The organism is Dictyoglomus sp. LHC4 (assembly GCF_055181355.1).
This window is the reverse complement of sequence record NZ_CM143707.1, coordinates 757909-780869: the sequence shown is the minus strand read 5'-3', so window position 1 is coordinate 780869 and position 22961 is coordinate 757909. Positions and strand designations below refer to the sequence as shown.

The window sequence follows — 22961 nt, the reverse complement described above, 5'->3', positions numbered from 1 at the left end:
TCTTCACAAAAAAATCAACTAGATATAAAATTATTTTCGTTATGGTAGGTAAGCCTCTTTTTAGGCATATTAAAAAAATATTATTAAAACATAAATGGAAGTATATCTTAGGAGCATTCTTTCTGCTTCTTACAGATATTTTCCAGCTAATCTCTCCTAAACTTTTAGGGTGGGGTGTAGATTATCTTAATAAGGGATCATTATCTTTGAGAAACCTATTTTTAATATTTTTAGCTTTAATTATTTTTGCAATACTTACAGCCTTTTTTAGATATCTTTGGAGGATGCAAATTATTGCCACTTCTCGCCATATAGAAGCTCACATAAGAGAAAAATACTTTACCCATCTTCAAACTTTATCATTAAACTACTTTAACTATCATAAAACTGGAGAGCTCATGGCTCTTGCAACTAATGATCTTGGAGCTGTAAGAGAAATGTTTGCTTTTGGTATCGTCATGCTTCTTGATACAATCTTTTTAGGTATTCTTTCTATCTTTTTCCTTATAAAGATAAGCCCTAAACTTACATTATACACAGCTATTCCTCTTCCAATAATTACCCTATCTGTATCTATATTCGGAAAAATAACCCACAAAAGATTTAAATTAGCGCAAGAAAGTTTTGCTAGTCTAACAGACAAAATTGAAGAAACTATATCAGGTATAAGGATTGTAAGAGCTTATGTACAAGAAGAAAAAGAATTAGAGAATTTTTTAGTAAAAGCAAGAGATTTATTAAATAAAAATATAAATCTTGTTAAAGCATGGGGATTTATGTTTCCTACTATAGAACTATTAGCTAATCTATCTATTCTTCTTGTATTCTTCTTTGGAGGCTTGGAAGTTATAAAAGGAAATATCACTCTTGGTGACTTTATAGCCTTTAATTCCTATTTAGGCCTTTTGATATGGCCTATGAATGCCTTAGGATGGGTCATAAACAATTTCCAAAGAGGAAAAGCATCCTTAGAAAGAATAAATGAAGTACTTGATGAAATACCTGAAATAAGAGAACCTAAAAATGCAATAAAAAAAGAAAGGTTAAATGGAGAAATTATATTTAAGAATGTATTCTTTAAATATCCGTCAAGTAAAAACTGGCAACTTGAGGATATAAATCTAGAAATAAAACCTGGAAAATTCCTTGGCATCACAGGTGCTGTAGGTTCAGGGAAAACCACCTTAGTAAGTCTCATATCAAGACTTTTTGATATACAAAAAGGAGAGATTCTAATAGATAATATTCCTATTAGAAATCTTTCTTTATATTTTCTCAGAAAAAACATTGGATTTGTACCCCAAGATAGCTTCTTATTCTCAGATACTATTGTTAATAATATAAGATTTGGCAATCCTAATCTATCAGATAACGAGGTTAAAGAACTAATAAGAATCGTTGCATTAGAAGAAGATCTAAAAGATTTTCCAGACGGTATATATACAGTAGTAGGCGAAAGAGGTGTTACGTTATCTGGAGGACAAAAACAAAGAGTCGCAATTGCAAGAGCTTTAGCCATTAATCCCCCTATTTTAATCTTAGATGATGCTTTATCTGCTGTGGATGCTAACACAGAAAAACAGATTTTAAGTAACCTATCGGAAATAAGGAAAGATAAAAGTTTTATAGTAATAGCCCAAAGGCTATCAGTTATTCAAGAGGCAGATGAAATAATAGTGTTAAAAGATGGAAGGATTACGGAAAGAGGAGATCACAATAAATTAATGAGACTTGGTGGATATTATGCTAAGCTTTATGAACAACAACAATTAGAATCTAAGTTGGAGAGGGAAATAGATGAATCAGTTTTATGAAGAAGAAATATTAGGAAAAGCATATGATTCAAGAATAATGAAAAGATTATTAAAATATACTAAACCTTACTTTCATTATCTACTCTTTGCCCTATTTCTTATTATAATCATAACCATTTTAAAGCTGATAAATCCATATATTATAAAAATCGCAATAGACAAAAACATAAATCCCTTTGAGGTTATAAAGGTAGAAAATAAAGAAATAAGAGTATATTATATTGAAGATAATTTAGCTAAAAAATTACTCAAAAAATATCCCTCTTTTATCAAACCTTTAAATGGGAAATATTATATTTCCTTTGAAGACCTGCAAAAGATTGATGTTAAGGACAGATTCTCATTGAGATGGAAAAATATCTCAAATTTACAAAAAGCAGCTCTTCTATATCTTTTTATTATTTTTATGATTTTCTTTCTAACATATATACAAGTCTATATCTTGAATCTAACATCTCAAAAAATAATATATGACCTAAGAAAAGAACTATTCCAGCACATATTAAAACTTCCCATGAGAATTTTTGACAGAAATCCAGTAGGAAGATTAGTAACAAGAGTAACTAATGATACTGAAACCCTTCAACAGATGTACAACTCTGTAATAACAAGTCTCATAGTAGATATATTCTTGCTTACTGGGCTTTCTGTTGTAATGTTAGGTTTAAATTGGAAATTAGCAATCATATGTTTATTATCCCTTCCCGTTGTGGGTTATATAAGTTTTCTATTTAAAAAATATGCAAGAGAAGCATATAGAGCTTTTCGAATAAGACTTGCAAGATTAAATGCTTATTTAGCTGAACATATTAGCGGTATGAGAGTAACCCAACTTTTTGCAAGAGAGAAAGAGAATGAAAAAGAATTCAGAGAAATTAATAATTTACTTTTACAAGCAACCCTAAGGAATGTTTTCGTTAATGCCATATTTAGACCTATAGTTAGTGCCTTGGGAAGCTTTGTCTCTGCCTTTCTTATATTCTTTGGTGGTCTACAAATAATGGGAAATCAAATGAGTTTTGGAACTTTATTTTTATTCATATCTTATCTGGGAAGCTTTTTCCAACCAATTCAAGACTTAGCAGAAAAATATGATATAATGCAAGATGCTATGGCTTCTGCAGAAAGAATTTTTTTGCTTCTTGACGAACCTGAACATATAACAGAAACACCTAAGATTACAGTTCTAAAAGATATAAAAGGAAAAATAGAATTTAAAAGTGTTTGGTTTGCTTATGATAGTGAATGGGTTTTAAAAGATTTATCCTTTACTATAGAACCGGGCGAAAAGGTAGCTTTTGTAGGACATACAGGAGCAGGAAAAACTTCAATCATAAACCTACTTACAAGGTTTTATGATATTCAAAAAGGAGAAATTCTTATAGATGATATTAATATAAAAGATATAGATCCAAAAGAATTAAGAAAACACATTGGTATAGTCCTTCAGGATGTACACCTCTTCTCTACTAATATTTTACAGAATATAAGATTAAATAAAGAGGATATTTCGGAAGAAAAAGTCATAGAAGCAGCAAAACTGGTTAATGCAGATAAGTTTATAAGGGAACTTCCGCAAGGATACTGTACTCCTGTTCAAGAAAGAGGAGCTACATTATCTTCTGGACAAAGGCAACTAATAGCCTTTGCAAGAGCACTAGTATTTGATCCTAAAATATTAATTTTAGATGAAGCTACAGCTAACATAGATACAGAAACAGAAAAATTAATTCAAGATGCAATAGAAAATCTTATAAAAGGGAAAACCAGTATAATTATTGCCCATAGATTATCTACCATAAAAAATGTGGATACTATTTATGTAATGCATAAAGGGAAGATTGTAGAAAAAGGAAGTCATAATGAACTCATAAAGAAAAAGGGACTTTATTACCATCTTTACAAACTCCAAAGTTTAAACTATGCTAACATATAGTTTTAATAAATAGAAAAATTTTTAAACCGTTTTAAAGGAGTCTTTATCATAATGAAAAAGGTAATCAGTTTAGGTATAATTTTTCTTAGTATATATACTGGTTTTTCTCAATTTATTGATCCTTATTTACTAAAAGAAATATCTCTTGGAGAAAATAGTGTAAATTATTTTCTAATTTATGAGAATTTTTTAATCTATAACATAAAGGATCAATTAGCAATTTTAGATCTTAAAAACCTTAATGAGAACAAAATAAGAGTGAGATCAAAAAATGCAAGAGATTTTAACACAATTATCAAAGAATTTAAAATAATAGCTCCTAAAACAATAGCTGTTGTTAACAATGAACCTTACGCTCTAATTTATAATTTTGAAAAAAATACATATACAGAGCTTCCGTATAATCTGGAAAGTAACATAAAAATAAATAACAATTTTTGGTTTTCTATTTCGCAAAATATACAAAATATTTCCTTTTCAAATACTGGAAAATATATACTAGAGAAAAAACTTGTTGAAACTTATTTTCTTGGATTTATACCTACTGAGAATCATTATGAATATCGTATATTAAGCTATCCCCCACTAAAAGAATTAATCTTCTTTTCAACTCAAGATGATTTAGAAGAATCTCTGAATTTCTCTCCTAAGGATACTTTCTTAATGTTAACAAACTCCTACAACCCAATGGACGATAAAAATGATGATATTTATGGACTAATCCTAATTGATCTTAAAAATATAAAAGCGATACCTTTGTTTAAAGATGAGAAAATAATAAGTTACGATGTTTCAAAAAGTGATGATTTATTAGCAGTTTCATTTGAAAAAATAACTAAAGTTATAGACTTTAAAAATCCATCAGAAATATTTTCTTATCCTATGGGTGGAAGTGTTAAGTTTACTGAAAAAAATGAATTTCTTATTATTGAAGGAACAAAGATTTCCACCCTCATAGATATAAAAACAAAGGAATTAATAAACACATATTTAGGGAATAATCTATGTATATCACCAAATGAAGAGTTTTTAGCGTATACTACTACCAATAATCCCTTCTCTTTAATAAAAGAAATTCAATTAGTTCATAGAAAATTAGGTACTCAGAAAAAAATAAGACTTAACAATGAATACTTTATAGAGCATATGAAATTTTCTAAAGATGAAAAATTCCTCATCCTTTTGTTATCTGGAAAGGATGGCTATAACATTAATATTTATAAAATACAACAATAACTACTTTAAAATTCTTGTAATAATCTTAACATCTCCCTATCTAACTTATGTCCATACCAATCCTCATATTCCACATCTTCTCTTTCAGAGTCAAGAATTCCAAAAGGTCCTTTAAAATTCCAAAGAGCATAACCCATATCTCTTTCTTTAAATATTTCCAAAAGATCTCTCATCCAAGAAAGTACCACCTTATGAGGTGTATACTTAAAGGCTCCCATTTCTCCACAATGAACACCTATACCTTTATCCATCAGACTTGCCCATCTATCATAATGTTTTCCAAGCTTACCCCTATCCCAATATTCTCCGTAATGCCAAGCTCCAGGCCACTTAGGCTCAGGCCAGCTTTCCCCTCCCACCCAACTTGCTTTATAATGGGTAAGTCCCATAGGCAAGTACCCTCTACAGCTTTGTACAACATTAAGATCAACTAACTCAGGTAAAGACTCATTTCCATAAGAGATGCCATCTATAATAATCAGCCTCCCATTATCAATCTTTCTTATAAAATCTACCGTTTTCCTTATTACCCTCTCATGATCAGTCCTTGTCATAATATCATCTGATACGTGGGGTGGTTCATTAATCAAGTTAAAACTCAAATTTTTTGAGGATATACCTTTGTATCTTCTTGCAAAATATCCCCAATGGTAACAAAAAGCACTTAAAGCTTCCTCATCTTTCCATAAATTAAATTTCTCTTTTAATTCCTGATTAACACTGTAACCTGGACCACGATGAAAATTTAAACATATATGCACATGATATTTTTGGCCCCATGAAATTACTTCATCTATTTTTTCGAAGAACTCTTCTCTTATATAATAAATATCATCATCCTTTATCCAGAATCTATAATTTAGAGGAATTCTTACAAAATCAAATCCCCAGTCAGATATCCATTTAAAATCTTCTTCTTCAAAATCTTTATAATGATAATATGAAAACAAATTAGGTAAATTAAAACCTCTCCATCTTGGAATTACATTTCTAGCCACATTTACCTCCTAAAAATTTAATTCTGGTATTAAAGCTCTTAATAAAGGAGCTCTCCACTCATCTTTTTCAGGATCATAAACTCCAAATCCAGAGAAAAATTCCCAATATGCCCAAGCTATTCCTCTCTTTTCTGCAGATCTTGCTACAAAATCTGTCCATCTCACCCTTGATTCCATATCTGCTTTTGAGTATGCTCCAAATTCTCCCATATAAAGAGGTACACTTCCATGTTCCTTAGACCATTTAACAGCCATATCAAGTTCCTTTTCTATCATTTGCTTCTCCTCATCTGTACCTAACCATTTAACCCCAACAGGTAAATTTATTTTTACCCATTCTGCCCCCTGATGTGTAAAATTAAAAGGATTATAATAATGAAAAGCTACTATAATATTCTTATCATTTTCAGGAATAATCAACTTATCAAGATTATAAAGGCTATTCCAATTATCAGGTCCTACCACAATTTTTCTATCAGGATTAGTCTTCCTAATGATTTCTATCGCTTCTTTTAAAAATTGATTCCATAAATCACTAAACAAATTATAAGTAGGTTCATTCAATAATTCAAAATATAAATTCTGGGGATAATCTTTATAATGTTCTGATATTTGCTTCCATATAGCTAAAAATCTACCCTTTTCTTTCAGTGGGTCTTGCATTATTTCATCATAATGATGGATATTAATAATTATATAAAGTCCATTATTAAAAGCCTGCTCTATAAGATGATCCACCCTATCAAAAATCTTTTTCTCTACATCATAGGGAGATTCCCTTTTTGAATATATACTCCATTTTATTGGAAGTCTCACATGGTCAAAACCTACTTCTTTTACTAACTTAAAATATTCATCTTTAATAATATGCCCACCCCATGCACCTTCAAAAGGTGCTTCCAATGCATCTCCAAAATTTATACCTCGTCTTATCGGAATATTCATAATAATTCTTCCTCCTAAAAATTATTTATTTTATTTTTGTTTCTGAAATTAACGCTTTTAGAAGCTGTGTTCTCCACATTTTGTTTAACCCATCATATACCCCAAAACCTGCTGATGCAAAATCCCAATATGCCCAAGCTATTCCTCTCTTTTCTGCAGATCTTGCTACAAAATCTGTCCATCTCACCCTTGATTCCATATCCGCTCTATAATATGCTCCAAATTCTCCCATCCATAATGGTACATTCCCATTTCTTTTTGCCCAGTCAACAGTAAAATCAAGTTCCCTTTCTATCAGTTTCTTTTCTTGATCTGAACCAGTCCATTTAACACCTACTGGAAGCTGAGGCTGTACCCAATCTGCTCCTTGATGTGTAAAATTGAAAGGATTATAGTAATGAAAACTTACTACAAGATTTTGATCCTCAGGAAGTTTTAAAAAGGAAATGGTACTATAATTTGCCCAATTTGCTGTATCTACCACAATCTTTCTTGTAGGATTTGTCTTCCTAATTACCTTTATGGCTTCAGCCAAATATTCGTTCCAAACCTGAGGTGTAAGATTTGTATTTGGCTCGTTTAAAAGCTCAAACCATAAAGTATCTGGATAATTTTTATAATGCTCTGCTATCTGATCCCATAATGCAAGAAACCTATCTTTGTGTTTTTCAGGATTTTGCATTATTTCGTCATAATTATGGATATTTATTACTACATACAATCTATTCTTAAAAGCAAGATCAATCACTTGATCCACTCTATTAAATATGTAATCCCTTATAGTGTATGGGGGTTCATATAATGCATGACCATTCCATCTAACTGGAATTCTCACATGGTCAAAACCCGCTTTTTTTACTAAATCAAAATACTCATCCTTTACATATACCCCCCATGAACCTTCAAAAGGAGCCTCAAGACCAGTAAGATTAACTCCTCTTCTAATGGATAATTTGGCTTGAGAATACACTTCCTTAAAAGAAAAAGAGAGAACAAATAGGAAGATTAAGGAAAAAAGTAATATCTTCTTCATCAATAATCACTCTCCTTCCCCTAATAATTCTATCTTTATTGCCAAATCTCTTTCAAACTCAATAATAGGAATTACATTTTCACCTAAATCTAAGTCCCTAATCTTTTCACCTCTATATGTATCATAGTAGATTACTTTAATTGGGGGTTTTATTAATAATTCAATACTGCCTAAGAATTTCAAACTATCCATATTAGGAATATCTTTTTTATATTGATAGGCCTCTCTCATATTATAAAGCCATAAAAGTATATATTTCTTACCTTGAAGTCCCATAACCTTAATCTCTCTATTATAAACATTAAATTTATAATTTGTTAATCTTTCAAATTTTTCCTCTAAAAAATTTATATCCTTAACAAAATCTGCTAAAGCCCTATAATGAAAATAAAGATTATTAGGATGAATGTGATTATCCCACCACCAAGACATTGCAGTACCAGAAGCACCAGACAAAACAGTAGTCCAAATAGCATTATGTATAGCATACCCGTTAGGATCTACCCAAGGATCATTTCCACCAGCATCCAACCCAAATTCTCCCACAAGATGAGGTTTCCTATATTGTTCTTTATAAGCTATAAGAGATAATAGGGCATCAATATATCTATTGCTTTGATAAATATGAGTTTGTAAAAAGTTTAGTTCAGAGATACTGTCAATTTCAGGTTCTCCCAGAGAGTAAGCAAAACTTGTAGTTATTAGATGTTTCCAGGGATCAATACTATTAAGATATTTAGCCATATCTTTATTCCACTTTTTAACTTCACCTATAACAAAAGCAGTTGGAGAAATAATATCTACCTCATTCCAAAATTCCCAAGCAAAAACATTAGTGCTATAACCATATCTTGCCACAATATATCTTAGCTTATTTTTGTAACATTTAATCATCTCATTATTAGTCCAAAAATCTTTGGGTTCTTTCAAGGGTCCTCCATTTTTTTCATAATGGGGTGTATGTTCCCAATATGGATATGCTCCTTCCCTCTGATATTTAAGTTCATTGTAACTGTCAAAACAAAACATTATGTACAAATTTAATTTTTCCGCTAAATTTAATACATAATCAAGTTTCCAAGCATTTTTAAGATCATATTCTTTAACAGATTCCCTTTCCAAAGCAAAAGTAGTCCATGAAGGTCCAAGCCACACTCTAAAATAATTTCCACCATTTTCAGCATATTTAGGAAACCATTCATCATAATCATAAGTACCCTTAGATGTTGACCAACAAATGTTTGCCCCGATAGGTAAAAATTGTCTCCTATTATCAAACTTAAAATATCGCCAATCCTTTTCGCTAACCCTTATATAACCGGGTTTTTCAGATTCTTTTACATATATAGTATATTTATTTGATGAGACCTCTTTTCCTATTTTATCTTTAACTTTTATAAAAAATTTGTATGAGCCTATAGTCACTGGAGAAAATCTTATTTTGAAATATGGATCACCCACAAGAGTCAAATATTCATAATCATCTTTTAGTTCTCTTTTATATTCTTGATAGAAAAATCCTGGAACTCTGTATTGATTACCATACTGATCTTCAAAAATTCCTTCTACATTTATTTCTTGCGGGTCAAAAGGATTCAAGTATGAACCCTGTAGAAAAATAGACACTTCAAATAACTTATACCTTTCTAATCCCACTTTAGGGATATCTATCCCTAATATATTCAAGGGTCTATTGTCTTTATATTTATTTTGACTCATAAGATCCTATAATATTCCTTACATTACTTTCCTTCATACATCCACAAATAATTAATATTATTGACAAAATCAAAAACAATATGAAATTTTTCATAATTGAACCCCTCTCACCCCTTAAACCCCTATACTAAATGACATGCCACAAAATGTCCTGGAGAAACCTCCCTTAAAGCAGGTTCTTGTTTTCTACATGTTTCCATCACATACTCACATCTACTTTGGAATCTACAACCTTGAGGTAAATCTATAGGAGAAGGTACTTCTCCTTTTAATGCTGAAAATCTTCTTTGTCTTTCCCCATCTCTCGGCATCTTAGGTACAGAAGCAAGAAGAGCTCTTGTATATGGATGCAATGGATTTGTATATAATTCTTCCTTAGGAGCCATTTCTACTATAGTACCAAGGTACATAACAGCAACTTTATCAGATAGGTATCTTACCACTGCCAAGTCGTGGGATATGAAAAGGTAAGATATCTTAAATCTTCTTTTTAGTTCATAAAGGAGTGAAACAATTTGAGCTTGTATAGATACATCCAATGAAGAAACAGGCTCGTCTGCAACAATGAATTTAGGATTTAAAGCAAGAGCTCTTGCTATACCTACTCTTTGCTGTTGACCTCCAGAAAATTCATAAGGAAAAGCATCTATTACCTCTCTACCTAAACCTACTATATCAAGAAGCTCCTCTACTGCTCTTCTTCTTTCTTCTCTTGTTCCTATATTGTGAATTATTAATGGATCTTCTATGTTTTGTCCAACAGTCATCATAGGATTTAATGAGGCTAAGGGGTCCTGGAAAATTATCTGCAAAAATCTTCTCTTTTGCCTTAACTCTTCCCCCTTAAGCTTTCTCAAATCAGCCCCATCAAAAATTATCTCTCCAGCATCTGGTTCAATCAATCTAAGTATAGATCTACCTAAGGTAGATTTCCCAGAACCACTTTCTCCCACGAGACCTAATGTTTCTCCTTGTTCTAAAGAAAAAGATACATTATCTACTGCCCTCAAAAACTTCTTCTTAACAGGGAAATACTTTTTTAAATTTTTAACAACTAAAAGTTCAGGCATTGAATTTTCCTCCCTTCACTAAATGACATGCCACATAATGTCCATCTTCTACTTCCTTATATTCTGGCTCTACTTCTCTACATATATCTTGAGCATATGGACACCTTGGATGGAACCTACAGCCAGATGGTAGATTCACAAGGCTTGGTGGGTTTCCAGGAATAGGTCTTAATGAACCCTCTTTCGCATTTATATCAAGAGTAGATGAAATCAAACCTTGAGAATATGGATGTAATGGATTTCTAATAAACTTCTCAGTAGATGCATACTCTGATATCTTTCCTGCATACATAACCATTATTGTATCAGCAAAATTCATAGCCAATGTAATATCGTGAGTAATAAATATTACACTAGTTTTAAATTCTTCCTTCATTTCAGAAAGAAGATTCAATATTTGGGCTCTTACTGTAACATCCAAAGCTGTAGTAGGCTCATCAGCTATAACAAGCTTAGGATTACATGCAAGAGCTATTGCAATCATAACCCTTTGTCTCATTCCACCTGAAAATTGGAATGGATAATCCCAAACTCTCGTCTTATATTCAGGAATTCCTACAAGCCTTAAAAGTTCAATAGCTCTCTCTCTCGCCTCTTTATCAGACATCACTCTATGCCATAAAATAGGCTCCATTATCTGGATACCCACTCTCATTATTGGATTTAAACTGGTCATTGGATCTTGAAAAACAATAGAAATATCTTTACCCCTTACTTGTCTCAGTTCTTCTTTATTTAGTTTCAATAAATCCTTACCATCAAAAATAGCTTCTCCATCTACTATCCTTCCATTTCTCTTAATAAGCCTCAAAAGAGAAAGAACTGAAACTGTCTTACCAGATCCACTTTCACCCACAATCGCAAGAGTCTCACCATAATTTACCTTATAACTTATACCATCAACCGCTTTTACAACTCCATCGTATCTATCAAAATAGGTCTTTAAATTATTAACTCTTAATAGTTCTGCCATAGCTTTATACCTCACTCCTTGGATTTAATGCATCTCTTAAACCATCACCTACATATGTAAAGGCAAGAAGTGTAAGAGCAAAAGAAAGTACTGGGAAAATCACCATATGAGGAAATGCCATTATATAACCAATTCCAGCCCCAATCATATTACCCCAAGAAGGCATTGGGGGTCTTACTCCCATGCCAATTAAAGCAAGACCTGCTTCAATCCATATACCATTTGGTATACCAAAAGCTAAACTTACAATGATTGGTCCCAACATATTAGGAAGTATATATTTTCTAATTATGTATGATTCTTTAGCTCCTAAAGCCCTTGCCGCTTCAACAAATTCTGCATGCTTTAAATACATAACCATACCTCTTATTAAACGAGCCATTCCTGCCCATCCTGTAAGTCCCACAGCTACAAGAATTGTAAAAAGACCTCTACCCATAACTGTAACTAAAATAACGTTAAAAAGGAAAGTAGGAAATGCATACATTATATCAGTTATTCTCATAAGTAATGTATCTACTAAGCCACCTCTGTATCCTGCAATAGAGCCGATAATTACTCCAATAATAAGTACCACTATCTGGGAACCAAAACCCACTAAGAGAGCATTTCTCATAGCATATAAATTCCTACTTAACATATCTCTTCCAAGATCATCAGTACCCCACCAAAATTTAGCACTTGGTTTTTCAAAAGTATGAGCATAATGGGGTTCATCATAAGGATAGGGAGCAATCCATGGTGTAAATATGGAGACAATTATTATTATGATAATATAAATTAATCCAGCAACCGCCATTTTATTTCTTTTAAATCTTCTCCAAGCAGAACTCCAATAGCTTGATCTTTTAACCTTTCTATTTATTGCAACTTCCATTTAGCAAAAACCTCCTTTTTCCTTTGAGCCTTTTATTCATATTTAATTCTTGGATCAAGAAATGCATATATAATATCAACCAACAAGTTCATTGACATTACAGAAAGAGAAAGGATAAAAGTAGATGTTACAAGTAATGGATAATCTCTCATAGATGCAGCATTAACAAAGAGCTGACCAAGTCCAGGCACTCTAAATAGGTTTTCAATCCATACAGTACCTGTAAACAAAAAAGCAAGTTGAGGTCCAATAATAGTAACAATTGGAATCAAAGAGTTTCTTAAAGCATGTCTCATAATAACTGCTCTATCAGTTCCGCCTTTTGCATAAGCTGTCCTTATATAATCCTGATTAAGGACATCTAAAAGACTTGATCTCATAAATCTTGCAATTACCGCCATTGGACCTAAACCAACAGCTATTACAGGCATAATCATTTGTTTGGGAGATTCCCATCCAGATGAAGGAAGCCATCTTAGCCATACACTAAAAATAAGTACCATTATTACTCCAATCAAATAAGCTGGAATTATACTTCCAAGCATAGAGAAGAACATAGAAATATAATCTATCCATGTATTTCTTTTAAGAGCAGCAATAATTCCGAGAGGAATTCCAACAAGTACAGCAAGAGCCATAGATAAAATTGCAAGCGTAAAAGTAACTGGGAATCTCCTTGCAATCTGAACCTCAATAGGCTCATTAGGATTTGAAAAGGAAGGACCAAACTTAAATCTAAATGCATCTTTCAAATAATTCCATATCTGTTTCCATAAAGGCACATTTAAACCATACTTTTCTTCAAATCCTTTTATTAAAACTTGCAATTGCTCGGGAGTTAATGTTGCAACTTTACCTGCACTTGCCTGGAACTGAGCAATATTGAAAAAATCACCAGGTGCAAGCCACATAAGAATATATGTGATAATAATTACCACAACAATTGAGACAAAAATAGTAAAAAGCCTACGTATTATATACTTTATAAGCCCCATACTTTACCTCCTTTTAATAACAATTTAAAAAAGGGGAGGGTATTATCCCTCCCCCTATTCTATCAAAAATTTAATCTATTTTTAATCCTTGAGATTTAGATATTTGAAGTTGAAGAATCCAGGACCCCAAGAGAACTTATAGAGCATCAAACCTTCAAGTTTTGGATTCTTTACCCATTGAGCCTTTGCAAGATAAACTGGCACCATGTAATATCTGTCTTGCATACCCTGTAATGCATAATGAGCAATCTTAACTGCTTCACTGAATGGTCTATTTATAGCTCTAAATCTCCATCTATATGCTTGCTTACTTTCATTGGAAAGGTTAAGATACCAGTTTTGGAATATTTCTTGCCCTGTAATTTCTCTTCCAGCAAGTCTCCAATAATTTGTTTTCTCTTCCTTTGTTTTTGCTGCTTTCCATTTTTCATATAATTCATCAAAACGCTCAAACCAAGTTGGTTTTCTTGCAATATCTTCTTTCCAAAGTTTTTCAGGTTCATTATCTACGATCTTCTTCCAAGTTTCATATAAGGACTTTCTCTTCTCAAGAAGTGGTGCCCAATCTGCATCAGTTAATCCACCATCTTTTCTTAACCAAGCATCATTTTCTTGGTTAAGTTCATGATATCTTTTTCTTGCAGAAGTTGGGAAGTCATAGAACCATATTGTATGATCAGAGTTCTTAAAGAGAGCTCCAATTTCTAAGTTGTTCATTGGGGCACCTATTACAGTAAATCCCGCCTTAGAATCTGGTGAGAATGATGGCCATACATAAGAGTTCCAATAAAGTCCAGACTCTACGTTTTCTATTATCACGTTAATACCAAGATTCTTCTTCCATTGATCTACTATAAATTCTACAACAGGATCTCCACCACCAGTTATGTAGAATACAAGAGTCTTAAGTCCCTTTCCTCCTGGATATCCTGCTTCGGCAAGTAGTTGTTGTGCCTTCTTTACATCAAATGGAATTGCCTTCATTTTGTCTCCTATTGGGTTACCATCTGGCCAATACTTGGCAAGAGGCAATGCCCTACCACCAAGTACATCTTTACAAAGTTTTTCCCTATCTATTGCCATCGCGAGAGCTTGTCTTAATTTAAGATTGTCCATTACAGGATCAAATCCACGAGACCATTGATAACCATTCCAGAAACAATCCATTACATCCTCATGAAATTCCTTAGAAAGTTTTGGATCCGCCATAACAAACCTATATTCTGCAACGTTTCCTATCATTGCTGCATCAAGCTCTCCTGCCATGTATTGTTGAAGTCCAAGTCCTCCAAACTTAAGCACAATCTTATCTACATTACCAGTCTCTCCCACATATTTGGGGTTTCTCACCAACACCATATCTTTTCCAGGTGTCCATGATACTGGGATATATGGTCCATTTACAACTATTTTTCCAGGTCTCCACCAGTTCTGTGGATCTGCCTCTACAGATTTTCTATGAATTGGCACTCCCTGTGCTACGCAGAGCCATTCTTTCATATCGTATCTTGGTACGTCAAGTCTAATCTCTAAAGTATAATCATCAAGAGCTTTTACTCCTAGTTTATCTGGATCAACAGCACCACTTTTTACCGCCCAGAAATTCTCAAAAAATTGAAGTGGTCCTGCCCATGCAGGTAGGTCTTGAATCTTTGGACTTGCATAATACTTGAATGACCATTCAAAATCTTTTGCAGTTACTGGATCTCCATTGGACCATCTTTTATCTTTTCTTAATTTAAATGTCCATACTTTATAATCTTTAGATACTTTATAACTTTGAGCAATAACAGGTACTACCTTTACTCCGCCAAGTCCCTTTGGATCTGGTGCATATCCGAATAGACCCTCAAATATTGTACCTTGAGCTAATATATGTTGGGCTTGCCAATAGTAAGGAATTAATCCTGGTGTATCCCAATAAGGCAAGCTAACAACTTTTTCTTTTTGTCCATTTACGAGGCCTGAAAGAAGAAGAATAGAAATCAAAACTAATAAGATAATTAAACCTTTTTTGTTACGCATCTAATCACTCCTCCCCCAAAAAGATTAAAGGTTCGTTAAAGAAAAACGTTTTGAGAATTTGTGTTTGCTTAAACATCACCTCCTTCGCCCACTGTGAATATTTTCAAAATTATTTTATCTTAAACTAATTTTTTTTGTCAATAGAATTTTAAGAAAAAATTAAGAAAATCACATTATTTTAAAGATTTCTATCTGAAAAAAATTTATTACTTTCGATTTGCTATAATCATTGTAAAGTTTGTATAATATCATACAAAAAATATAAAAAGGGGTGAAAATAATTGAAAAAAGTAAAGATAAACATAAGAGACATAGCAAAACTTGCAAACGTATCAGTAGCAACTGTTTCAAGAGTTATTAATGGAAGTCCTAATGTTAGCGAAAAAACAAGAAGAAAAGTATTAAAAATTATTCAAGAATATGATTACCATCCCAGTGCTTTTGCTCAAAAATTATCAAAAGCGAGAACTCAAATTGTTTCTCTCATTATCCCATACGAAAGAGGATTTATTCTTTCAGACGCCTTCTTTCCTCCTTTGATTAAAGGAATAACAGAAATATTAGATAGAAATGAATATAATATTATGTTATCAATGCTTGAAACACCCCATATTCCAGAAAAATATATATCCTTATATAAACAGGGTATAGTAGACGGTTATATATTAGCAAACGTGAAAAAAGATGATCCATTTCCTGAAATGTTATATAATGACAATATACCCTTTGTAAGTGTTGGAAAAGTTTCATCAAAACTTAAAAAATATCCATATGTAGATACCGATAATGTAAAAGGAGCATATGACGCCACCATTTATTTCTTAGAAAAAGGTCATAAACGTATAGCCCTTCTTAAAGGAAATAACACCTATAGCTTTATACAGGAAAGATATGAAGGCTATATTTTAGCATTAAAAAGATATGGAGTTAAACCTGATTCAAAATTAATAGTTGAAGAAAGCTTAACCATTGACGGTGGCTACAAAGCCATGAAGAAACTTTTAAAACTTGAAAATCCACCCAGTGCTGTATTAGCTTGTAGCGACTACATGGCAATAGGAGCTATAAATGCTGCTATAGAAGAAAATTGGGAAGTACCAGATGATATATCCATAATTGGTTTTGACGATCTATATATAGATGCAAGAATAGACCCACCTCTTGCTTCTGTAAGACAAGAAATTGAAGAGATGGGTCGAGAATCAGCAAGACTCTTCTTACATATTCTTGATAATCCTAACGATTACGAACCCAAAATTATACCAGCTACTTTTATATGGAGAAGATCCGCTGGATAATGTCAGATTATATCTTTTTCCTCTGAAATAATCTTTACATTTCCTACACCAGCTTTAACCCTTAAATGTATTATTTCTTTACTGCTTTCTTTTCCTTGTTCTATATTCTTATCCACTGTTATTTTTCCAATTCCAGTTTCTGTTGTAAGATCTAAAGCACTACCCTTTGGAATATATACATTTATATTTCCTACTCCCCCTTCTACCTCCACATAACAGGACCTCTTAGGTAAGTAAATCTTTAAATTTCCTACTCCCCCTTTTACTTCCAAATTATTTAACTTAAAATTTCTCATATCTAAGGTGCTATTTCCAACGCCTGAATTAAATATAAGATCTATATCAGCATCAGAATTAACCCCTATGTTTATTTCATCAAATCTACCTATCCTTCCAAAAAAAGGAATATCTTTATCAAAATCCTCAAAATTAAGACATAAATTCAAATTACCATCTACTTCTTCATCTTTTACTTTATTAATCTTAAACTCAGAGTTAGAGTTTACATAAATCAGATCTTCCTTATTATCTTTCCCTAAACTTCTTAACCATGCATTTCTAATACCAACAGTAATACTTAAATTGATAGATTTTAAATTCTCTCTAAAAGGATATCTCCATTCTCTATAAAAATCATGACCTCTACCTCTAAAATATGGGCCACTATAAGGAGAGAAAAAGATCATAAGTATAGTTAAAACGATAATTATCAAAACTAAAATCCAACCAAACCATCTTCTTTCTCCTAATATTAAATCAAGCCCCCAAAAAATAAATATTAATGGCCAAAACCTAAGAAGATCTTTTAAAGAGAACCTGATTATTCCTATCTCTGATAATAACAATAACACTCCCATTAATATCAAAAAAATTCCTAATACAGATACTCTTTTCATGATTTATACCCCCTCTTATTTTTTAAACATCAACGAAAATCCTAAGATTATAAAAATCAAAGCCAAAACAATATTAAAAGATATGATAAAAAAATTAAAAGTTTTTCCTAAAAAATAAACTCCTATAGCAAGAAGAATCCATCCTAAAAATTCATTTTTATGGGAATACATATCCTTTATTTCTAATTCTTTATCTTCCTGTGATCTTTCTTCATACCATGGAGCTTCTGGTACAACTATTGCACAAAGGAGATATAAAAGAAAGCTAAAAGGACCCATTATTAAGATGGAAAATATAAAAATAAGTCTAATAATAACTGGATCTATACCCAAATACTCACCTATACCACCACATACTCCAAGAAAAACCCTATTTTTTTTGCTTCTATAAAGTCTCTTCATTTTTTAAAAATCCCCCTTTCTTATAGATGTTGAATTGGCCCAGAAGGTGTCACATCATCATGTTCATTCTTCTCAGAAATATCAGGTCCTTCCGGTATTATAAGAGCAGAAAGAAAATATACTACAACAAGGGAAAAATTAAAGGCTATCAAAAGGAAAATAAAAATAAGCCTTATTACTGTTGGATCAATATTAAAATATTCTCCTAAACCACCACATACACCAAGTATAACTCTGTTTTTCTTACTTCTATATAATCTTTTTTCCATAAATTTATCACCTCCTCTACATATTATTACGAAGATATATTACAAAAAGTTGCATTTTAATTAAGTTTTAAGAAAATTTTAACAATAATTTAAAATTTCTCTTTTTAAAATATGTAGCAAAAATAATAAAGGTGAGGTGATGGGTTTTGAATTACAAAAAGATACCAGTTTTGGGCTTAGGTTTAGCATTACTTATCTTGGGAAGTTATTTAAGCTTTTATCTACCCTTTACCACAGTCCCATTTACTCTCCAAGTATTATTCCTACTTTTAATAAGTCTTTTCTTTTCACCTATGGAAACTTTCTATATTGTTTTTTCTTACCTAATATTAGGAGGTTTAGGGATTCCTGTGTTTGCTGGAGGAAAAGGAGGCCTAAATATCCTTTTTGGAGCTACAGGAGGATACCTTATTGGGTTTTTATTGGGAGGTATAACTATTTCTTTATTAAAAAGATATTCTGAGATTTTAGCCCTTATCTCTGGTATTTTTGTAATTTATTTATTAGGAAGCATGTGGCTTTCTATTGCTATAAAAATACCATACACAAAAGCAATCTTAACAGGAGTATTACCTTTTATACCCTATGACTTATTAAAAGGTATTATAGCACTAATAATATGGAACAAATTAAAAACTCACATAAAATCAAATAGTTAATTTCGCCAATATTTCTTCGGGTATAAGATCAGATACTTTTGTCTCAGCAAGAGCCATAACTTCATCTGCACCACCATAATATATCAAAAGTTCATCGTCTAATTCTAAAACTTCATTGGAATCTTTGCTCTTTGGTACAACACCACAGGTAAATACCACATTAGGAACCCAACCAGTAGTTTCATATAGTTCTTCAGGTTGAAGAATAGGCTCTGATGATCTATATAAAATTTTTTCTGGATCTTCAAAAGATGTTAGTACAACTCCTAAACCATAGGCTCTTCTTCCCATCCAATTACCAACTCCATGATAAATATGAATCCATCCAAAACGTGTCTTTAGAGGTAGGGCTCCTGCCCCAATCTTTATACTATCCCAAGTATTAGGGGAAGGCATCAAAAAGGTTCTACCAACTTTTATACTTTTAGCTTTAAGCTCATATGTATAAAGTATTTGCATATCAGGAGGTATTCTATGAATAAGAGCTACTTTCTTATCCAAAAGTTCCGGGAAAATTGTTACAAAATCATCCTCTTCTCTTTCACCATTTGAAAATTCCTTATTTCTTTCATCTACTACATAAAGTACTGCATCTTTATCTTCCAAGTACTTAAATACTGGGCCATTTCTTACCCAAGCATTATTCCATTCTTCATAACTTATAAAATTCTTTACTCCATCCAAAAAAGTATTTAAAGGTATTTTTGCCATAGCAAGCTGTACCACATCTCCATAAGCTGTATAGGTCATATATAACCAATCATCAATGAGAGTAATTCTTGGATCTTCAGTACCTCCTACCTCTCTAATCATTCCGAATGTTCTCTTCTGCCATTTTCTACGCTGTTCTGGCCTCTTTGGCATTTCATATTCTTCCTTAGGACCAAATATAGGATAGTCAAGTCTTCCTTCTTCTTTATAACCATCCTTTGACCACCACAATCCTATGCGAGAAACCCCATCTTCTCCCAAAGCTCTATAAAGCAAATAAATAGTTCCATTAATTCTAATAGCTCCAGCATTATAAACTAACCTTTCCCATTTTATTTTCTTTCTGTTTATGTTTAAGTAAACATTTGGTCTTGCTTTAAATAATGGATTATTCTGAAATCTAATAGCCTTTTTAGATGCTATATATTGGGGTGGTTCTAATAGTTCTCTAAAGATAAATAAAAATTGACTACCAACAAGTTCAGGAGAATGAGCATAGGCAAAGGCTCTTGATGTACCAAGAATTATATCTCTTAGGTTTTTATTCTCAAATAATAGTTTTATTTTGTAAAAAAGAGCATCTTTATTTTTAAACCTTAAAACACCTGTATAAAGCTCAGTTTTTGATATTCCCTTTATCTCTGTCCTTTCTTTGCCATCAAATTTTATAGCTTCATTGTATAAAAAATTATTAAATATCTTGTATTTTATAACGAGAGGTGTCCCCCAACCTATGAGTTTATAAACCTCAAAAGGTTCTACTTCATCTCCTCCATCCATAATAACCACTTCAGAAGCTCCCACAATTTGAAAACCATCATCCCATATTCCACCTAATATAACAGAATCCACATTTATCTTATTCTTAGCAACAAATTTTTCAACCTTCAACTTTCTTTCATAAGTAGAAACCAAAACAACAATATAAAGATCTAATAAACTTTTTACATCTGAAAGATAAAATAGGACATTCTCAAAAGAATAATCGCCCATTACAAGAATTATCTTTTTATCCTGAGGAAATCCCAATTTTTCTCTTGAGATCTCCAAATTCTTTTTAAAAACAGGATAAGAAGGAAATTTTACCAAATATATATTTTTAGGCAAATATTCTTCCCAAAAAAAGGAAATAATACCATCCCATTTGTGTCTCCATATAGGATGATCAGAATTTTTAATTGTTTTAGGATAATTTAAAAAGAGAGTTTTTCCTTTAACATTTTTAATCTCTTCCAATAATATTCGCCAAGGAATATGATCCTTAGGACTATCAACAATTAGATATATCTTAGAATTTATATCCCTAATTTTATAGTTATATTCAATTTCTACATTAAATCCTTCTTCTTTCCAATAATCAACTACGGGAGTTAAAAAATCATGAAACCCTAATAATGTTATTTTATCTCCCTTTCTTAATCCTGCCATCATAATACCTTCAACTCCTCCATCAAATCTTTCTCTAATTTATTCCAAAAGATTATATTAATAGAATCTATAAAAAAATCAAGCCAAAAAGTTACAAAAATATCATGTATAATATTAAGCATGTGGTTAGAAATTATTTACAAAAGATTAATAAAAATCCTTTTTTTATTTGTCATTGTTTACTTTACCCTTTCCAATACCTACGAAGAGGAATTTAAAAATCTATCCTTAGCTTTTGCAGAAGATCTTTTTCTCCAAAAACATTTATCAAATCCTTACTATGATCCATTAAGCAAGAAATATTATTTTCCTCCTGATATATTTGAAGAAATAGAGGAATATATTAGAAAAGATTTTTCTTCCACAGTGATTGATACTCCTATTGCATCAAATATATTTCAAGTATCAGGTTACCCCCTATTTAACGCTCCAGTAGAAATTTTAGATCCTATTAAAAAAAGTGGATTTAATATTATGATTCTGTCAACAAATCACATATTTGATAAGGGTGAAATAGGACTAACAGCTACAATAGAAAACATAAAAAAGAGAGGATTATATTATGTGGGTGCATATACATCAGAAGAGGACAGTAAAAATTTCCTTGTTTTATCTAAAAAAAGGCATAAAAGTAGGAATTCTTTCATACACATTTAGTATCAATGGTCTTAGTTTACCTAAAAACAAAGAATACATGATTAATCTCATAAATGAAGGTAAAATTAAAGAAGATATAAGAAAAATAAAGAATTTAGTTGACTTTACAATTGTTTATCTACATTGGGGATACATAGAATACTCTGAAAAAATTGAATCTTATCAAAAATCACTCGCTAAAAAAATAATATCATGGGGTAGCGACTTGATAGTAGGAAGTCACCCCCATTCAGTAAGACCTTACGGAAAGATAAATGGAAAATGGTGTTTTTATTCATTTGGGAATTTTTTCACAGATCAATATGGACTAAATATGCCCCAAGTAAAATTTGGATTAATATTGAATGTAACATTGAACAAGTACAAAAATAAAACCTTTATCATTAGAAAAGAGATAATACCTATATTCATTTCAAAGACCACAAGGGATAAAAATAATGCTCATAGATATAAGGTTATAAAAGCAGAGAAAATAACTAATTTGACATATGTAGACTCTGATTCTAAAATATACCTAAAAAAGTTCTTAATTATATATTGAAAGGGGAATAAATTTATGAGAGAAAAAACTATGGCTATCCTTTTAATATTTATAGGTCTACTTTTACTCCTAAGTAATTTTGGGATTCTTTCAGGAAATCTCTTCCTTTTAATTATTAGTGCCATATTTTTGTTTTCATATTATAGATTTAACAGAAATATAGGATTTCTTATTCCAGGATGTATCTTATTAAGTATAGCTTTATTTAATATTTTACAATCCCTATACAATATTAACCCTGTATATATCATTTCGTTTATAGGATTCGGATTTCTAATGATTTTCTTTATTAATTCACATAAAAAAGAGTCCTCCTATGCAGAAAAGTACTGGTCTATATATCCAGGAATCATCCTTATCTCTTTTGGTATCATACTAGGATTAATATCAAAATCTCCAGAATACATGAGATATTTATTTCCCATACTTCTTATAGTTACTGGAGTTTTACTACTTTTTCGCTCTTTAAGATAATAAGG

At 31.6% G+C, this 22961-nt stretch carries 19 protein-coding genes and 1 pseudogene; 7 read left to right on the top strand and 13 right to left on the bottom strand.

The window, feature by feature from the left end; translation table 11 throughout:
* Positions 1–41 precede the first annotated feature (41 nt).
* Genes ACY3JO_RS03765 through ACY3JO_RS03755 form a run of 3 tightly spaced genes read left to right on the top strand, consistent with a single transcriptional unit; the run spans position 42 to position 4986 of the window.
* Positions 42–1814: an ABC transporter ATP-binding protein gene (locus ACY3JO_RS03765; RefSeq protein WP_463085480.1), complete on the top strand. Its 1773-nt coding sequence runs from the start codon at positions 42–44 to the stop codon at positions 1812–1814.
* Positions 1798–3750 (top strand): ABC transporter ATP-binding protein, encoded by a 1953-nt coding sequence (locus ACY3JO_RS03760; RefSeq protein WP_463085479.1) that lies wholly within the window; start codon positions 1798–1800, stop codon positions 3748–3750. The genes ACY3JO_RS03765 and ACY3JO_RS03760 overlap by 17 nt, the downstream gene beginning before the upstream one ends.
* A gap of 51 nt (positions 3751–3801) precedes the next feature.
* Positions 3802–4986: a hypothetical protein gene (locus ACY3JO_RS03755; RefSeq protein WP_463085478.1), complete on the top strand. Its 1185-nt coding sequence runs from the start codon at positions 3802–3804 to the stop codon at positions 4984–4986.
* 5 nt (positions 4987–4991) lie between these two features.
* Here ACY3JO_RS03755 and ACY3JO_RS03750 read toward each other — a convergent pair whose 3' ends face one another.
* The 9 genes from ACY3JO_RS03750 to ACY3JO_RS03710 form a co-directional block, all read right to left on the bottom strand.
* The gene (locus ACY3JO_RS03750) at positions 4992–5984 is read right to left on the bottom strand and encodes a glycoside hydrolase family 5 protein (protein WP_463085477.1); all 993 of its coding nucleotides are present in this window, start codon (positions 5982–5984) and stop codon (positions 4992–4994) included.
* Positions 5985–5993: 9 nt separating this feature from the next.
* Positions 5994–6929: a glycoside hydrolase family 5 protein gene (locus ACY3JO_RS03745; protein WP_463085476.1), complete on the bottom strand. Its 936-nt coding sequence runs from the start codon at positions 6927–6929 to the stop codon at positions 5994–5996.
* Between the two features lie 25 nt (positions 6930–6954).
* Positions 6955–7962, bottom strand: a complete 1008-nt coding sequence (locus ACY3JO_RS03740; protein ID WP_463085475.1) for a glycoside hydrolase family 5 protein — start codon at positions 7960–7962, stop codon at positions 6955–6957.
* 6 nt (positions 7963–7968) lie between these two features.
* Positions 7969–9681: a DUF5060 domain-containing protein gene (locus tag ACY3JO_RS03735; RefSeq protein WP_463085474.1), complete on the bottom strand. Its 1713-nt coding sequence runs from the start codon at positions 9679–9681 to the stop codon at positions 7969–7971.
* A gap of 122 nt (positions 9682–9803) precedes the next feature.
* Entirely contained in the window at positions 9804–10751 is a 948-nt protein-coding gene (locus ACY3JO_RS03730; RefSeq protein WP_463085473.1) for an ABC transporter ATP-binding protein, read from the bottom strand.
* Positions 10744–11724: an ABC transporter ATP-binding protein gene (locus ACY3JO_RS03725; protein WP_463085472.1), complete on the bottom strand. Its 981-nt coding sequence runs from the start codon at positions 11722–11724 to the stop codon at positions 10744–10746. The genes ACY3JO_RS03730 and ACY3JO_RS03725 overlap by 8 nt, the downstream gene beginning before the upstream one ends.
* A 4-nt stretch (positions 11725–11728) precedes the next feature.
* Positions 11729–12601 carry an ABC transporter permease gene (locus tag ACY3JO_RS03720; RefSeq protein WP_463085471.1) on the bottom strand — a complete coding sequence of 291 codons (873 nt, stop codon included), beginning with the start codon at positions 12599–12601 and terminating at the stop codon, positions 11729–11731.
* 32 nt (positions 12602–12633) lie between these two features.
* Positions 12634–13596, bottom strand: a complete 963-nt coding sequence (locus ACY3JO_RS03715) for an ABC transporter permease (RefSeq protein WP_463085470.1) — start codon at positions 13594–13596, stop codon at positions 12634–12636.
* Between the two features lie 81 nt (positions 13597–13677).
* Complete coding sequence (locus ACY3JO_RS03710; protein ID WP_463085469.1) at positions 13678–15621, bottom strand: peptide ABC transporter substrate-binding protein; 1944 nt, start codon at positions 15619–15621, stop codon at positions 13678–13680.
* A gap of 281 nt (positions 15622–15902) precedes the next feature.
* Between ACY3JO_RS03710 and ACY3JO_RS03705 the strand changes: the two genes are divergently transcribed.
* Positions 15903–16919 carry a LacI family DNA-binding transcriptional regulator gene (locus ACY3JO_RS03705; RefSeq protein ID WP_463085468.1) on the top strand — a complete coding sequence of 339 codons (1017 nt, stop codon included), beginning with the start codon at positions 15903–15905 and terminating at the stop codon, positions 16917–16919.
* Between the two features lie 2 nt (positions 16920–16921).
* On the opposite strand, the gene ACY3JO_RS03700 is transcribed toward ACY3JO_RS03705, so the two are convergent.
* From ACY3JO_RS03700 to ACY3JO_RS03690, 3 genes are read right to left on the bottom strand one after another with little or no spacing between them, the layout of a single operon-like run.
* Complete coding sequence (locus tag ACY3JO_RS03700; RefSeq protein ID WP_463085467.1) at positions 16922–17815, bottom strand: LiaF transmembrane domain-containing protein; 894 nt, start codon at positions 17813–17815, stop codon at positions 16922–16924.
* Between the two features lie 15 nt (positions 17816–17830).
* Positions 17831–18217: a PspC domain-containing protein gene (locus tag ACY3JO_RS03695; RefSeq protein ID WP_463085466.1), complete on the bottom strand. Its 387-nt coding sequence runs from the start codon at positions 18215–18217 to the stop codon at positions 17831–17833.
* A gap of 20 nt (positions 18218–18237) precedes the next feature.
* A complete protein-coding gene (locus ACY3JO_RS03690) occupies positions 18238–18486 on the bottom strand; it encodes a PspC domain-containing protein (protein WP_463085465.1) in 249 nt (82 codons plus the stop codon).
* Between the two features lie 146 nt (positions 18487–18632).
* Between ACY3JO_RS03690 and ACY3JO_RS03685 the strand changes: the two genes are divergently transcribed.
* Positions 18633–19145, top strand: coding sequence for a biotin transporter BioY (locus ACY3JO_RS03685; protein WP_463085464.1), 513 nt, complete (start codon positions 18633–18635; stop codon positions 19143–19145).
* Here ACY3JO_RS03685 and ACY3JO_RS03680 read toward each other — a convergent pair.
* Positions 19134–21287, bottom strand: coding sequence for a glycoside hydrolase family 130 protein (locus ACY3JO_RS03680; RefSeq protein ID WP_463085463.1), 2154 nt, complete (start codon positions 21285–21287; stop codon positions 19134–19136). The two genes, ACY3JO_RS03685 and ACY3JO_RS03680, sit on opposite strands and share 12 nt — an antisense overlap.
* A 117-nt stretch (positions 21288–21404) precedes the next feature.
* Here ACY3JO_RS03680 and ACY3JO_RS03675 point away from each other — a divergent pair.
* Positions 21405–22482: pseudogene (locus ACY3JO_RS03675) on the top strand (CapA family protein).
* A gap of 15 nt (positions 22483–22497) precedes the next feature.
* Positions 22498–22956: a hypothetical protein gene (locus ACY3JO_RS03670; protein ID WP_463085462.1), complete on the top strand. Its 459-nt coding sequence runs from the start codon at positions 22498–22500 to the stop codon at positions 22954–22956.
* The last annotated feature ends 5 nt before the right edge of the window (positions 22957–22961 follow it).

Coding starts and splice junctions, on each gene's coding strand:
- ACY3JO_RS03745 (WP_463085476.1), bottom strand. CDS start 6,929: ATGAATATTCCGATAAGACGAGGTATAAATTTTGGAGATGCATTGGAA.
- ACY3JO_RS03710 (WP_463085469.1), bottom strand. CDS start 15,621: ATGCGTAACAAAAAAGGTTTAATTATCTTATTAGTTTTGATTTCTATT.
- ACY3JO_RS03695 (WP_463085466.1), bottom strand. CDS start 18,217: ATGAAGAGACTTTATAGAAGCAAAAAAAATAGGGTTTTTCTTGGAGTA.
- ACY3JO_RS03755 (WP_463085478.1), top strand. CDS start 3,802: ATGAAAAAGGTAATCAGTTTAGGTATAATTTTTCTTAGTATATATACT.
- ACY3JO_RS03735 (WP_463085474.1), bottom strand. CDS start 9,681: ATGAGTCAAAATAAATATAAAGACAATAGACCCTTGAATATATTAGGG.
- ACY3JO_RS03730 (WP_463085473.1), bottom strand. CDS start 10,751: ATGCCTGAACTTTTAGTTGTTAAAAATTTAAAAAAGTATTTCCCTGTT.
- ACY3JO_RS03690 (WP_463085465.1), bottom strand. CDS start 18,486: ATGGAAAAAAGATTATATAGAAGTAAGAAAAACAGAGTTATACTTGGT.
- ACY3JO_RS03720 (WP_463085471.1), bottom strand. CDS start 12,601: ATGGAAGTTGCAATAAATAGAAAGGTTAAAAGATCAAGCTATTGGAGT.
- ACY3JO_RS03740 (WP_463085475.1), bottom strand. CDS start 7,962: ATGAAGAAGATATTACTTTTTTCCTTAATCTTCCTATTTGTTCTCTCT.
- ACY3JO_RS03765 (WP_463085480.1), top strand. CDS start 42: ATGGTAGGTAAGCCTCTTTTTAGGCATATTAAAAAAATATTATTAAAA.
- ACY3JO_RS03680 (WP_463085463.1), bottom strand. CDS start 21,287: ATGATGGCAGGATTAAGAAAGGGAGATAAAATAACATTATTAGGGTTT.
- ACY3JO_RS03725 (WP_463085472.1), bottom strand. CDS start 11,724: ATGGCAGAACTATTAAGAGTTAATAATTTAAAGACCTATTTTGATAGA.
- ACY3JO_RS03700 (WP_463085467.1), bottom strand. CDS start 17,815: ATGAAAAGAGTATCTGTATTAGGAATTTTTTTGATATTAATGGGAGTG.
- ACY3JO_RS03715 (WP_463085470.1), bottom strand. CDS start 13,596: ATGGGGCTTATAAAGTATATAATACGTAGGCTTTTTACTATTTTTGTC.
- ACY3JO_RS03670 (WP_463085462.1), top strand. CDS start 22,498: ATGAGAGAAAAAACTATGGCTATCCTTTTAATATTTATAGGTCTACTT.
- ACY3JO_RS03760 (WP_463085479.1), top strand. CDS start 1,798: ATGAATCAGTTTTATGAAGAAGAAATATTAGGAAAAGCATATGATTCA.